This window comes from Pseudomonas yamanorum, assembly GCF_900105735.1.
GTDB lineage: Bacteria > Pseudomonadota > Gammaproteobacteria > Pseudomonadales > Pseudomonadaceae > Aquipseudomonas > Aquipseudomonas yamanorum.
Window position 1 is genome coordinate 6,366,831 of record NZ_LT629793.1, and the last position, 13,105, is coordinate 6,379,935.

The 13,105-nt window shown below is 61.6% G+C and carries 16 protein-coding genes; 11 read left to right on the top strand and 5 right to left on the bottom strand.

Translation table 11 applies throughout. The features are described from left to right. The first annotated feature begins 75 nt into the window (after window positions 1-75). The 3 genes from BLU46_RS29650 (at window position 76) to BLU46_RS29660 (ending at window position 1,284) form a co-directional block, all read left to right on the top strand. Window positions 76-561 carry a DMT family transporter gene (locus BLU46_RS29650; protein ID WP_076016275.1) on the top strand — a complete coding sequence of 162 codons (486 nt, stop codon included), beginning with the start codon at window positions 76-78 and terminating at the stop codon, window positions 559-561. Between the two features lie 4 nt (window positions 562-565). Beyond that, entirely contained in the window at window positions 566-1,021 is a 456-nt protein-coding gene (locus BLU46_RS29655; protein WP_003208100.1) for a DMT family transporter, read from the top strand. A gap of 92 nt (window positions 1,022-1,113) precedes the next feature. Next, window positions 1,114-1,284: a metallothionein gene (locus BLU46_RS29660; RefSeq protein ID WP_008437063.1), complete on the top strand. Its 171-nt coding sequence runs from the start codon at window positions 1,114-1,116 to the stop codon at window positions 1,282-1,284. 126 nt (window positions 1,285-1,410) lie between these two features. Here the strand turns inward: BLU46_RS29660 and BLU46_RS29665 are convergent, their stop codons facing one another. Continuing rightward, window positions 1,411-1,653 carry a DUF6555 family protein gene (locus BLU46_RS29665; protein ID WP_017479865.1) on the bottom strand — a complete coding sequence of 81 codons (243 nt, stop codon included), beginning with the start codon at window positions 1,651-1,653 and terminating at the stop codon, window positions 1,411-1,413. 116 nt (window positions 1,654-1,769) lie between these two features. Here BLU46_RS29665 and BLU46_RS29670 point away from each other — a divergent pair, with 116 nt between their 5' ends. The 3 genes from BLU46_RS29670 (at window position 1,770) to BLU46_RS29680 (ending at window position 3,787) form a co-directional block, all read left to right on the top strand. After that, window positions 1,770-2,534, top strand: coding sequence for an AraC family transcriptional regulator (locus tag BLU46_RS29670; RefSeq protein WP_093209001.1), 765 nt, complete (start codon window positions 1,770-1,772; stop codon window positions 2,532-2,534). Window positions 2,535-2,623: 89 nt separating this feature from the next. Beyond that, window positions 2,624-2,797, top strand: coding sequence for a DUF1427 family protein (locus tag BLU46_RS29675; RefSeq protein ID WP_081253131.1), 174 nt, complete (start codon window positions 2,624-2,626; stop codon window positions 2,795-2,797). 30 nt (window positions 2,798-2,827) lie between these two features. Next, the gene (locus BLU46_RS29680; protein ID WP_063029315.1) at window positions 2,828-3,787 is read left to right on the top strand and encodes a quinone oxidoreductase family protein; all 960 of its coding nucleotides are present in this window, start codon (window positions 2,828-2,830) and stop codon (window positions 3,785-3,787) included. Window positions 3,788-3,913: 126 nt separating this feature from the next. On the opposite strand, the gene BLU46_RS29685 is transcribed toward BLU46_RS29680, so the two are convergent. Together BLU46_RS29685 and BLU46_RS29690 are read right to left on the bottom strand one after the other, a co-directional pair. Further along, window positions 3,914-4,951 (bottom strand): purine-nucleoside phosphorylase, encoded by a 1,038-nt coding sequence (locus tag BLU46_RS29685; RefSeq protein WP_063029317.1) that lies wholly within the window; start codon window positions 4,949-4,951, stop codon window positions 3,914-3,916. A gap of 20 nt (window positions 4,952-4,971) precedes the next feature. After that, window positions 4,972-5,928: a nucleoside-specific channel-forming protein Tsx gene (locus BLU46_RS29690; RefSeq protein WP_093209005.1), complete on the bottom strand. Its 957-nt coding sequence runs from the start codon at window positions 5,926-5,928 to the stop codon at window positions 4,972-4,974. A 224-nt stretch (window positions 5,929-6,152) separates the two neighbouring features. On the opposite strand from BLU46_RS29690, the gene BLU46_RS29695 reads away from it, so the two are divergent. Beyond that, window positions 6,153-6,962, top strand: a complete 810-nt coding sequence (locus tag BLU46_RS29695) for an aminoglycoside phosphotransferase family protein (protein WP_093209009.1) — start codon at window positions 6,153-6,155, stop codon at window positions 6,960-6,962. Here BLU46_RS29695 and BLU46_RS29700 read toward each other — a convergent pair. Next, on the bottom strand, window positions 6,932-7,879 hold the full coding sequence (locus BLU46_RS29700; protein WP_063029323.1) for a helix-turn-helix domain-containing protein: 948 nt from the start codon (window positions 7,877-7,879) through the stop codon (window positions 6,932-6,934). The two genes, BLU46_RS29695 and BLU46_RS29700, sit on opposite strands and share 31 nt — an antisense overlap. A 214-nt stretch (window positions 7,880-8,093) precedes the next feature. Here BLU46_RS29700 and BLU46_RS29705 point away from each other — a divergent pair, with 214 nt between their 5' ends. Both BLU46_RS29705 and BLU46_RS29710 read left to right on the top strand, forming a co-directional pair. Beyond that, window positions 8,094-9,404: an ABC transporter substrate-binding protein gene (locus BLU46_RS29705; protein ID WP_093209013.1), complete on the top strand. Its 1,311-nt coding sequence runs from the start codon at window positions 8,094-8,096 to the stop codon at window positions 9,402-9,404. Between the two features lie 22 nt (window positions 9,405-9,426). Continuing rightward, complete coding sequence (locus tag BLU46_RS29710; RefSeq protein ID WP_093209017.1) at window positions 9,427-10,200, top strand: L-iditol 2-dehydrogenase; 774 nt, start codon at window positions 9,427-9,429, stop codon at window positions 10,198-10,200. Between the two features lie 164 nt (window positions 10,201-10,364). Here the strand turns inward: BLU46_RS29710 and BLU46_RS29715 are convergent, their stop codons facing one another. Further along, window positions 10,365-11,072 (bottom strand): NUDIX hydrolase, encoded by a 708-nt coding sequence (locus BLU46_RS29715; RefSeq protein WP_093209021.1) that lies wholly within the window; start codon window positions 11,070-11,072, stop codon window positions 10,365-10,367. 147 nt (window positions 11,073-11,219) lie between these two features. Between BLU46_RS29715 and BLU46_RS29720 the strand changes: the two genes are divergently transcribed. Further along, window positions 11,220-11,867: a nicotinamidase gene (locus BLU46_RS29720; protein ID WP_093209025.1), complete on the top strand. Its 648-nt coding sequence runs from the start codon at window positions 11,220-11,222 to the stop codon at window positions 11,865-11,867. 10 nt (window positions 11,868-11,877) lie between these two features. Then, a complete protein-coding gene (gene pncB, locus BLU46_RS29725) occupies window positions 11,878-13,104 on the top strand; it encodes a nicotinate phosphoribosyltransferase (protein ID WP_093209028.1) in 1,227 nt (408 codons plus the stop codon). The last annotated feature ends 1 nt before the right edge of the window (window position 13,105 follow it).

The following is a 13,105-nucleotide window of genomic DNA, read 5'->3' on the forward strand; positions in this document are numbered from 1 at the left end:
TGCTCCCATTTATCGCACAGCAGCGCCACCGGATAATGCACGCCATTGTTCCTCTCTCTAACGCGCAGGTGATGTATGCAGGCTTCTTCAGTGGCGGGTGTGGCTCAGGCCAGGCCCAAGACGTTTCTTCGGTTGTTGCTGTTGCCGCTGGTGATTTTCGCCGGCATGGGTTTGTCGGTTGAGGCCGGCTTGCTGGGCCCGCTGGGTGTGCAGGTGGGGCACTTGTGGGCGACCTTGAGCATCTTCGGCGTCGGCTCGGCGATCCTGTTTTTGCTGTTGCTGTTCAGCGGTCCACAAAAGGGCCCGGCGTTGACCGATCTGCCGCGCTGGCAACTGATTGGCGGCTTCCTGGGGCCGATGTACGTGGTGGTGTTGACCCTGGCTACGCCACATATCGGCATCGCGATGACCATGATTGCGATTTTGTCGGGCCAGGTAGGCAAGAGCGTGTTGATCGACCACTTCGGCTGGTTTGGCACTGCCCGCAAGCGGGTCAACGTTGAGCGCTGGATTGCACTGGCGTTGATTGTGGTGGCACTTGTTCTGATTGCACGAGGTTAAGGCGATGAATCTGATTCTGTTGTTGGTGTTGGTGGTGGCCGCCGGTGCGGTGTTGAGTGTGCAGGCCGCTATCAACGGCCGCCTCGGACAGGCGGTGGGCGTATTGCGCAGCAGTCTGCTGACCTTTGTGGTGGGCGCGATCAGTACCGGGTTGCTGATTCTGTTCTTCGAGCCAGCCCATGCAGTCAGCCTGCTGGACGTGCCGAAGTGGCAACTGACCGGGGCGTTGTTCGGGGTGGTGTACATGATGGTGATGGTTGGCGCGGTACCGATTGTCGGCACGGCGGTGGCGACGGTGGCGGTGATTGTCGGGCAGTTGGGCATGGGTATGTTGATCGACAACTTTGGCTGGCTGGGGAACCCGGCGATCGAACTGTCCGGCAGCCGGATCGTGGCGATGCTTTGCCTGGCGCTGGCCCTGGTGTTCATGTATCGCAGCAACGCTCGTCGGGCTGACTGAAGGGCCTTTGAACCTTGAATGATTGCCTGTAGTCACTGCTTGAGGTGCCGGCGTTCGCCGCATCTGGACGACCACGAAACAGGAGTCTGATCATGCAAGAGAAAACATGCGCCTGCCCCCACTGCAATTGTCAGTTGGGGAAAAACGCGGTGATGAAGGATGGCAAGGGGTATTGCTGCCAAGGCTGCGCCGAGCATCATGCCCATGGTGAGCCTTGTGCTTCTGCGACCGGGTGCGAGTGTGCCAAGTCGGCACATGGCTAACGCGGACGACCTGTAGGAGCGAGCTTGCTCGCGAAAAACCTGAGAGCGGCGCGGGGCACCAGATGCCCCGCGTTATCGTTAACGACCTTCGCGAGCAAGCTCGCTCCTACAGGTTTCAAGCGGTTTTCAGGCGGTGGGGCGCGCATCCGAGCGGCGCCACTGCACGTTTTCGATGCCGAATTTCTCGGCCTGCGGCTGGCTCGTCTTCTTCACCTGCTCCCGGGCAAAGCGCCCGATACGGCCTACGCCGGCATCGCAGCTTGCCCAATGCCAGGCTTCGGCGTTGTCGAGTTTTTCCAGACGGATGATGAACGACTTGGGCTGGCCATGCAGCGTGTAGTCGATCACGAAAAGTTTTGCGTTAGTCATGGATCCGTTAACCCTCCCTGTGTCTTTAAGTGACCCTCCTGACGCGGTAAAAATTCACTCGGATTATCCGCCGCAGGTCTTATCATGGCTCTCCAGCCCTGAATGATGTGCCCTCCATGGCCCTTGCCGCGCCGCCCGACCTCAGCAACCACGCCGTCCCCGTGCAACCCTTGGCGCGTACCTACCCACGCGGGTTGTACGTCGAGCCCCATCAGCACGATTGGGGCCAGTTGCTTTACGCCATGAGCGGCGTGATGTGGGTCGAGACACCCCAGGAAGCGCTGGTGGTGCCGCCCCAGCGCGCGGTGTGGCTGCCGCCAGGTGTCGAGCACGGGATTCGTGTGGTGTCGGACTTGCAGATGCGCAACATCTACCTGCGCCCGGCGCTGGCGGCGACCTTGGACAGTCAGGTGCAAGTGATCGAGGTCGGCGGGCTGCTGCGCGAACTGATCGTGGCGCTGGTGGAGCAGGGCGACCAGGGTGACCAGGTCTACTACGAGGCCGTGGTCGGCCTGGCCTTGCTGGAACTGCAACGGGCCCGGCGCTCGCCGATCCGCATTGCCTTGCCCGTGGGCGCCGACCGACGCCTGACGAGTGCCTGCCAGGCGGTGATGGCGTCGCCTTCCCTGGACATTCCTTTCGAACAGCACGCCGAAGCGGCCGGTGCCAGCGTACGTACCCTGGCCCGGCTGTTTCAGAACAGTCTGGGCATGGGCTTTGCCGAGTGGCGCCGCCATGTGCAGTTGGCCACTGCCGTGGCCGAGTTGATCCAGGGCCAGCCGGTCAGCGCTATCGCCCGTTCCCTGGGGTATTCGCCGAGCAGTTTCAGCGACATGTTTCGCCGCGAACTGGGGATGGCGCCGTCGCAGTATCCCGTCTGAGGCTTGGCCGAAATCCTGAAGCAGTTGGCCGATGCTTCGGATTTGGCTTCCCTACACTGACCGCATCAACCCTTGCTGCGGAGTGTTCCATGAATTACCTGATTTCGCTGGCCATCGGCCTGTTGGTCGGCGTGATTTACGGTGCCCTGGACTTTCGCTCGCCCGCGCCTCCCGCCATCGCCCTGGTCGGGCTGATGGGCATGTTGATGGGCGAGAAGCTCTGGCCCATGGGCCGGCAAATGTTCAGCGCCTGGTTCTCCTGAAACCCTTTTTAACCTCGATGGATATTGGCCATGAAAGCACTGCAATTTTCCGCCACCGGCGATCTCGCTGCCCTCGCTTACGTCGACGTCGCCACCCCGGTGCCGGCAGCGGGTGAAGTCCTGGTGCAGATCAAGGCCGCCGGGTTGAACCCCAGCGATGTGAAGAACGTGCTCGGGCGTTTTCCCTACACCACGTTGCCACGCATTCCCGGGCGGGACTTTGCCGGGGTGGTGGTGGACGGCCCGCAGGCACTGGTGGGCCAGGAAGTCTGGGGCACCGGTCGCGACCTGGGCTTTTTCGCTGACGGTTCCCACGCCCAGTACCTCACCGTGTCGGCCAAGGGCGTGGCGCACAAGCCCAGCCATTTGAGCTTTGCCCAGGCCGCCAGTCTCGGCGTGCCGTACACCACGGCGTGGGACGCCCTTGAGCGCAGTGGTGTAACTAAAGGCACGCGTTTGCTGGTGATTGGTGCCAACGGTGCCGTAGGCAGTGCGGCTTTGGCCCTGGCGAAAATCCGTGGGGCCCAGGTGCTCGGGGCCGTGCGTCGGCCGGAACAGGTCGAGGCCTTGCGCGATCAGGGTTTCGAGGGGCTTTTACTGGGCCAGCCGGAAGCGCTGGGAGGGCAGGTCAACGCGCTGTTCGGTACGGGCGCCGATGTGATCTTTGACACCACCGGTTTCTGGCTGCCGGCCGCGGTGGCGGCCCTGGCACCTTTTGGCCGTATCGCAATCATTGCCGCGCCGGTGGACGGGCACGTGCAACTGCCGGCCCTCGCGTTGTACCGCAAGGGTGGTTCGGTGGTGGGGATCAATTCGTTGCTCTACAACTGCGAGCAATGCGCCGTAATGCTGGAGCAATTCGGGCGGTTCTTCGATGAGGATTTGCTGCCGCTGCCGACCGGTTTGCGGGAAGTGTCGCTGGCCGACGGTGTGAAGTGCTTTGAGGAAGTGAACCAGGGCAGTGCAGACAAGATTATCTTCCTGCCCTGACCCGCTCATTGTGGGCGCGGGCTTGTGTGGGAGCGGGCTTGCTCGCGAATACGGTGTGTCAGCCAATACATTCGGCACTGATCCACCGCTTTCGCGAGCAAGCCCGCTCCCACATTTGATCTTTATTCAGGCTTCGGGAACGCCTTTTTCCCACGCCGACCAGTTCTTCAGAATCGCCTGTACCAGCGGATTACCGGTGCGGTACAGGTTTTCCAGCGCCGGCACAAAACCGCCCTGGTCCGCGTACTTCAACAGGTTGTCCACTTCGCTGTAGCCCGGGTACGGCCGATCAAAGTCGGAACCTGCCCGCACCACCGCCAACCGCTTGATATCCACCAACCCTTCACGGCTGGCGCGCAGCAACGCTTCGTAGGTGGAGTTGTCTTCCTGCTGGGTGGTGCAGTACACGCCCTTATTGTCCGTCAGCAGCTTGGTCCAGACCTCGGCGCGCTCACTCAGACGAGTCCCGGAGAACCAGGTATTGCCCGCCAGGGTATCGCACTGGGTGACCTGCGGCGGCTGATTGGCCGGCGCATACGGATAGTGTTTGCGCCAGGCCGTGGACTCCTTGCTTTCACTGAGCTCGACTTTCTGCGACAGCGCAAACGCTTTGGCTTGCAGCTTGGGATTGAGCTCGAACACTTCGGTCTTGTAGTCCAGTGGCGGCTTCTCGTTCGGCCCCTTGGTATTGATGCCGATATAGCCGGTCGGCCAATCCTTCGGCGCGTCCCGTGAATCCAGTTCCCACTGGGTACCGAATTCCACCAGGTAATGCGCCCACGCGGCGGTGCCGATGGTGCCGTGGTGCGGGTTGATCCCGGCAATCCCGGCAATCAGGAAGTAGCTTTGGCGCAGATCGAATTTGGGCGACAACGCCAGTGCCAGGGTCGAGGCGGCGGCGTTGGTCTGGCCCATGCCGGTGACCAGCAGGCAAACGTCCTGAGTGTTGCAGCGGATCACCGGATATTCGGCCGACAAGCCCGGCACACGCACTTCCTGCTTGAGCTCCAGGCGGTCGATCCAGTTCTGCGCCTCGGGGGCAAACATGGTGATCAGCATCACCTTGGGCTTGATCGGGGCCGGTGCATCGGCCAGCACGACCTGCGGCAACAGCGCCCCGGCGGCCAGGCCGATGGCGATTGAAAGGCGGGTAAAGGTCTTCATCTACTGCTCCTTGCTCACACTCAGAATTGATAGCCCACGCCGGCGTAGTAACCCCAGCCGTTGGAGCGGGCGCGGAAATTACCGTCGCCAAAGTTCAGCTCGCTGCCGTCTTCCCAGTTACCGCCGTTGTGGAAGTAACGGCCGACCAGGGTGAAACGCAGGTGAGTGAACGAATACAACAGCACGTTTGTTGCAACCAGGGCGTTGGCGGTGCGCGCAGGGTTGTCTTTGTGCAGGTCCGAGCCGAAATCGTAGTTGGTGAAGCCGATATAGGTCAGCGACGCACCATTGTCGAAGCTGCCGATGGGCACGATGTATTTCATCTGTGCACGGTAGCCGTCCCACGAATACTCGTTGCTGGCGCCGTAGTTTTCCCACTGGTAACGGCCGTAGAAGTTGGCCGACAGGTTGACCCGCGAGTGGGTCTCGATGTCGGTGCCCAGGCCGCTGTACAAGGTGTTGGCGCGGTTGTCCTTGTTGCTGCCGTGGTCGTAGATCCAGTCAAACGCTACATACCATTCCTTGAACGGGCCGATGGCCAGGCTGCGGCCGGCGAGATAGTCGATGGAGATACGCGGCTCGTGCTCCATGAACACCGGGGAACCGTGGTCCCACGCACCTTTGTCATTGCTGTTGCCGATGCCGAAGATCTTCGGGATGTCGACGTAGCCATACAGTTCGAACGGGCCCTTGCGGCCGAAGTATTCGTACTCCAGGTACACGTCATCCGCGGGTTTGGGGCCGAAGCTGATGTCTTTGCTGCCGATCACCGTCAGGTCCTGATTGAACCAGTCCGACAGGTACACGCCTTTTTTTGAGGGGCTGGCTTCCGGGGCCAGGGTTTCGCCCTGTGCTGAGTCATCGGAGGGTTTTTCCTGCGCCAAAATGGGTGCGCTGAGTACTCCCGTAACGGTAGCCAGTAGCAGGGAAACAGCAAAAGGGGTGGCCGACACGGGCCGTCTGGAAGTGGGTTGCATTGAAAATCCCTGTTCTTACGCGGTTGTGGCCCGATTCCTCGGGTTGAGGTGAACCTGGTGTCCAGGTTCGTTCCGCAAACGTTTGCACAGGTTGTACCAATTTGTGTCAATTGCATGAAGGAATTGAGAAAAGTGCGATTTAGTCGGCCTTATGGTCAGAAACGTAACGGAGCTGATGAACGCGACTGTGGCATCCTGCGGGACCTCGCACTGGGAGTCGTCCGATGTTCGATCACTATTTGAAACGCTGGAACCTGACACCCGAGGGTGACGCCATCATCACCCCCGGCAGCGACCTGCTGCCGGTGCGCTGGGACGGGCAGCCGGCGATGCTCAAGATCGCCCGCGAGCCTGAGGAAAAGCTCGGCGGCGAGTTGATGACCTGGTGGGCCGGCGAGGGCGCTGCCCGAGTGTTTTTGCATGACGGCGATGCGGTGCTGATGGAGCGCGCAACAGGCCCGGGTTCGCTGATGCACATGGCCCTCAACGGCCAGGACGATGAAGCCAGCCGCATTGCCTGCGCCACCGTGGCGTTGTTGCATGCCCCGCGCCCGTCGCCACCGGCGGGCTTGCACTCATTGGAGCACTGGTTCCGCTCCCTGTGGCTCGCCGCTGAGGGCAAAGGCGGGCGGATACGCGAGTGTGCCGCCACGGCCCGCAGCCTGCTGGCTTCACCTCAGGAACCGGTGGTGCTGCACGGTGATGTGCACCACGACAACATCCTCGATTTCGGCCCCCGGGGCTGGCTGGCGATTGATCCCAAGCGGGTGGCCGGCGAGCGCGGCTATGACTACGCGAATTTGATCTGCAATCCGGATTTGCCCACTTGCACCGATCCGGCGCGATTTGCACGCCAGGTCGAGATCATCGCCGGTGCCGCGGGCCTGGAGCGCCAGCGCCTGTTGCAATGGGTGGTGGCGCACGCCGGCTTGTCGGCGGCGTGGTTTCTGGAGGATGACCAGCGACACCGCGCCGATAGGGAGCTGGAAGTGGCACGCCTGGCTCAGTGCGCCTTGGTAAACGGCAGCGCCTGATCACCGTTGCGGTTGAACAGGTACATCGCCGTCTCCCTGCGATACTCGCTGGGTGTCTGGTTCATCTCGATGCGAAAGTGCCGGTTGAAATTGGAGAGGTTGGCGTAGCCCACTTCAAAGCAGATATCGGCCACCGACATTTCGCTTTGCAGCAACAGTCGGCAGGCGCGCTGCACCCGGAACTTGCGCATCAGGTCGATAAAACCGTGGCCGGTAACGCGCTTGAAGAACCGCGAGAAGCCCGGCTCGCTCATGTCCAGGCGCTGGGCGATCACCGACAGCCGCAGGTCGCCGGTCAATTCCGTCATCAGGTAGTCGAAAGCCTTGTGAATGCGCTCCGAACTGCGGGCGTCCAAGCTTGGCGTGTAACAGGCACTGGCCAGGCAATGGGCTTCCCCGGAAGGTGCCTGCATCAAGGTGTGCAGCAACTGGATGAACAGAATCAGGCGCGCCAGCCCCTGGGCGGGGCCGATGGATTCGAGGAGTTGCGCGGCCTTCAGTGCCGTCTCGCCGGTGAACTCCAGGCCGCGCCGGGCCCGGTCAAACAGGCCTTGCAGGTCGCCCAGCTCAGGCAGCGTGTTGCGCAGGGCCAGCAGCGCCGCACCGTCGAACTGCAACACCACATCGCGCCCCGTCAGGTATTCGCCCGGGGCCAGGTCGCCGATCCAGTCGTGGGGCAGGTCGGGGCCGATCAGCGCGACATGGCCGGCGCCAAACGCACCGATATAGTCACCCGCCACCAGCTTGCCGCTTCCCTGGCGGATCAGGTGGATTTCGAATTCGGGGTGATGGTTCCAGCGGGCGAGTTCGAACGGATAGTCATGTTCGTACCAGCGAAAGCCATGCTCGGGCTCGGCGAGAATCACTTCCAGCTCGGCGGGGCGCTGCTCGAAAAGGGCGGATCGGCTGGCTGGCATGGGCTTGGCCCTTCTGGGCTTTTTGGAATGGCACCAAAATACGCCCTTTGTCCAAGTAGCCGCTACCCCGGGTTTTGCCCGCCACTGATACTTTTTTGATCTTGGCGGTGCGGTTAAAAAAGTATCAGCCGGGCATCCGTCAGTCGTTTGTCCGGCCCAGGGCAAGCTGCTGTAATCGGGCCGTCAACAACAAAAACAATAAGTGGAAACCGCCATGTTCAAGATACCGAAAGCGCTGTTCCTGCTCTCCGGCCTCACACTCGCGATGGCCGCCCATGCGGCCGAAACCGTGACCATCGCCACGGTCAACAACAGTGACATGATCCGCATGCAACGCCTGTCCAAGGTGTTCGAACAGCAGCACCCCGAGGTGAAGCTCAATTGGGTGGTGCTCGAAGAAAATGTGCTGCGCCAGCGCCTCACCACCGACATCGCGACCCAGGGCGGCCAATTCGACGTGCTGACCATTGGCACCTACGAAACCCCGCTATGGGGCGCCAAGCATTGGCTGGAGCCGATCACGCCGCTGCCCGCCGATTACGACGTGGAAGACATCTTCCCCGCAGTGCGCCAGGGGCTGTCGGTGAACAACACCCTCTACGCCTTGCCGTTCTACGGCGAAAGCACCGTGACTTATTACCGCACCGACCTGTTCAAGCAGGCCGGCCTGACGATGCCGGAACATCCAACCTGGACCCAACTGGGCGAGTTCGCCGCCAAGCTACACCAGCCCACCAAGGACCAATACGGCATGTGCCTGCGGGGCAAGGCTGGCTGGGGTGAAAACGTCGCGCTGCTGAGCACCATGGCCAACGCCTTTGGTGCGCGCTGGTTTGACGAGCAATGGAAACCCGAGCTGACCAGCCCGGAATGGACCGCGGCGGCAAACTTCTACGTCAGCACCCTAAAGAACTACGGCCCGCCGGGCGTCTCCAGCAATGGTTTCAACGAAACCCTGGCGCTGTTCAACAGCGGCAAATGCGCGATCTGGGTCGACGCCAGCGTGGCCGGCTCGTTTACCACCGACAAAACCCAAAGCAAAGTCGCCGACAGCGTGGGCTTTGCCGCCGCGCCTACCGAAGTCACCGACAAGGGCTCGTCGTGGCTGTACGCCTGGTCCCTGGCGATCCCGGCCACCTCCAAGCACAAGGACGCCGCCAAAGCCTTCATCACCTGGGCCACCTCCAAGGAATACATCCAGCTGGTGGCGGACAAGGAGGGCATCACCAACGTCCCGCCGGGCACGCGCCAGTCCACCTACAACGCGGCCTACCTGGCCGCCGCGCCTTTTGCCAAGGTGACCTTGCAGATGATGCAACACGCCGACCCGGCGCACCCGTCGGCCAAACCCGTGCCGTACGTGGGCATCCAATACGTGACGATCCCCGAGTTCCAGGCCATCGGCACCTCGGTGGGCAAGCTGTTTTCGGCAGCGCTCACCGGCGGCATGACCGTCGACAAGGCACTGGCCGAGGCGCAGTCCACCACCGAGCGCGAAATGAAACGCGCCGGCTACCCGAAATAACCACCTCAGGGACACTGCATTCATGAAACGACTGGAAGGTAAAAGCGCGCTGGTCACCGGCAGCGCCCGAGGCATTGGCCGGGCGTTTGCCCAGGCCTACATCAACGAAGGCGCCACCGTCGCCATCGCCGATATCAACCTGGAACGGGCCCGGGTTACCGCCACGGAGCTGGGCCCGAAGGCCTACGCGGTGGCGATGGATGTCACCGACCAGGCGTCCATCGACGCCGCGATCGCCGCCGTGGTGGCGCAGGCCGGCAAGCTCGACATCCTGATCAACAACGCCGCCTTGTTCGACCTGGCACCCATCACCGACATCACCCGCGACAGCTTCGACCGGCTGTTCTCGATCAACGTCGCCGGTACGCTGTTTACCTTACAGGCGGCTGCCAGGCAGATGATCAAACAGGGGTATGGCGGCAAGATCATCAACATGGCCAGCCAGGCCGGGCGCCGGGGTGAAGCGCTGGTGGCGGTTTACTGCGCGACCAAGGCGGCGGTGATCAGCCTCACGCAGTCGGCGGGGCTGAATCTGATCAAGCAAGGGATCAACGTGAACGCCATCGCACCGGGTGTGGTGGACGGTGAGCATTGGGACGGGGTGGACGCGATGTTTGCCAAGCACGAAGGGCTGCCGCTGGGCGAGAAGAAAAAACGCGTGGGGGCCGAGGTGCCGTTTGGGAGGATGGGCACGGCGGAAGACCTCACCGGGATGGCGGTTTTCCTCGCGTCCAAAGAGGCCGATTACGTGGTTGCCCAGACCTACAATGTCGACGGCGGCAACTGGATGAATTGAGCCGGACGCATCTCCTTGAACCACCGCAGATCAAAAAATGTGGGAGCGGGCTTGCTCGCGAATGCGGAGTGTCAGTCGCTGGATATGCTGACTGATATACCGCATTCGCGAGCAAGCCCGCTCCCACAGTTTGATCTTCATTGCTCAGGGAAGGGGGCTTGGTCTTATTCGGCAAAGCTGCGATCAAAGAAGTACACCGCGCCAGGCTTCAGGTTCTCCACTGTCGCCTGCGGCCGTCCGCCTTCGCCATGCTTCTTGCGGCCCGTCTCCTGCAAGAAACCGGCCTCAGTCAACTTCAGCAACCGCTGGCGAATACTGGTCTTCAGCACCGGCCGCGCCAGCACCAGCGAGAAGATCGTAGTCGCCTCCGGTGCACTGAACTCATTGCCCAAAAACATCAACGGCAAGCTGCTGTACAACGACTTGGAAAACAGTCTTTCCTGTACCGCCGCCACAATCCCGTTGTGATCGAACGGCAACTTGACCGCGCCTGCCGCCACCGCCTCCAGCGAGAACCAGCGCTGATGCCCGGCCAGCGTCACTTCATCAGCCACGATCGCCAGGTAATAGGTCGACGAAGACCAGCAGCGCGGATCACGAAACGCATCACCCACCGTACCCACCTGCTCGCACCAGGCCAGCGCCAGGCCGACCTTGTCACTGGCCCGCAACCGTTCCACGGCATCCTGAAGGCTCAGATCTTGCACGCCGCCATTCACCACCACGCCCGGCAACGCCCAGTGTCCGGCGAATGGCTCGGCTTCGCGCTGGTTGAGCAGGATCTTCAACTCCCCGGAGGCACGACAATAGAACAGCACGCACAAGTCCACGGTGTGCAGGTAGGCGCTAAGGGGTGGGGCGTGGTCTGGCATGTCGGGTCCTGTTGGCAGCGGTGGGGCACAGTCTAACGGATCAAGCGGCGATGTCGTGTACTCGATCCAGCATAGGTAAATAAATGTTTCTTGCTATGAAAGTACATGACGTGTACTTTTGTGTCCAGGCCACAGGAGAACACGCAGATGACCGTCTCTAAAAACGCTATCGCCTCATTCGACGTCGACGCCCAGAAGAGCTTCACGCCACTGTGCCCCAATGAATTGCCGGTCGCCGGCGGTGACGAGATCGGCGCCGAGCTCAATTACATGGCCAGCCTCGCCGGACGCCGTGTCGGCAGCAAGGACGCCCACACCTCGCACGCGCCCTGGGTGGTGCAACACCACAGCGACATGCTGAAACCCACCGGGCTGGTGCATGCCGATGTCACCTGGGTTGCCCACTGTGTGCCGGGCACCGAGGGTTTCACCCTGCTGGACGAATTGCCCACACCTTATGACTACGACTACTTCATCTGGAAAGGCGTCGAGCCCGACCTGCACCCCTACGGCGCCTGCTACCACGACCTCCACGACAAACTCTCCACCGGCGTCATCGAATACCTCTACTCCCAGGGCATCCGGCGCGTGATCGTCGGCGGTCTGGCGCTGGACTACTGCGTCAAGACCACCGCCCTGCAACTGCTGCAGGCAGGTTTCGAAGTGATCCTGCACCTGCCGGCATGCCGCGGCATCAGTGAGGAGGGCGGTGTGCAGGCGGTCCACCACCTGCAACAAGTAGGCGTCGTCATTACCCGCAATCGGGAAGAACTGGCCGCGATGGCCGCGCGTTAAGGAGTACCTCATGGAAAGTGCATACGACTACGAGAACAGCGTGATCCAGGGCTTGCTGGACACCGACTACTACACCTTCACCATGATGCAGGCCGTGCTGCACCAGCACCCGAATGTCGATGTGGAATACCAGTTCATCGTCCGCTCCAAAGAGAAACTCGGGCACCTGATTCCCGAGCTGCGGGCCGAGCTGGAAAAACTCGCCGGCCTCAACATGCGCGAAGGTGAACTGCGCTTTCTGTTCAACCAGCGCCGGGAATACCTGACCCCGGATTTCGAGCGTTTCCTGGGCCTGTTCCGCTTCAACCTGCGCTATATCCACGTCAGTGAAGTCGACGGCCAACTGAACATCCGCGTGGTTGGCCCGATGCTGCACTGCATCATGTTCGAACAGCCGGTATTGGCCCTGGTCAGCGAACTGCGCAACCGCGCCAAATACCCCGACGTGACCCTCGAAGACGTCACCCGCAAGCTCTACCAGAAGTTCGACTGGCTGGAGAAGAATCTCACCCGCGACGAGTTGGCGGACCTTCGCGTCTCGGACTTTTCCACCCGCCGTCGGTTGTCGTTCAAGGCCCAGCGCGAAGTGGTCGACATCATGCGCCGCGACTTTCCCGGCCAGTTCATCGGCACCAGCAACGCGCACCTGGCCTACGAATTCGACTTGCCGCTGATCGGCACCATGGCCCACCAATGGCTGATGGTGCACCAGCAACTGGGCCGGCTGCGGGAAAGCCAGAACGCGGCGCTGGAAAACTGGGTGCGCGAATACCGTGGGCGCTTGGGTATCGCCCTGACCGACTGCATCAGCACCGACTTTTTCCTCAAGGATTTCGACCTGTACTTTGCCAAGCTGTACGACGGTTTGCGCCAGGACTCCGGTGACCCGATCGTCTGGGCCGACAAGGTGTTGGCCCGCTACAAGGAGCTGTGCATCGACCCGATGACCAAGGACCTGATGTTCTCCGATGGCCTGAATTTCGAGAAATGCCTGCCGATCCTGCGGCACGTGCGGGGCAAGGCCAAGTTCGGCTTTGGCATGGGCACCAGCCTGGCCTGTGATGTCGAGGGAGTGGAGCCGCTGAGCATCGTGATGAAACTGGTGCGGGTGCACGGCGAGCCGGTGGTGAAATTCTCCGATGACCCGATCAAGAACGTCTGCGAAGACGCCTCGTTCCTGCAGTATGCGGCGCAGGTGTTCAACGTCGGCAACGTCAATTCGCAACTGGGGATGTGAC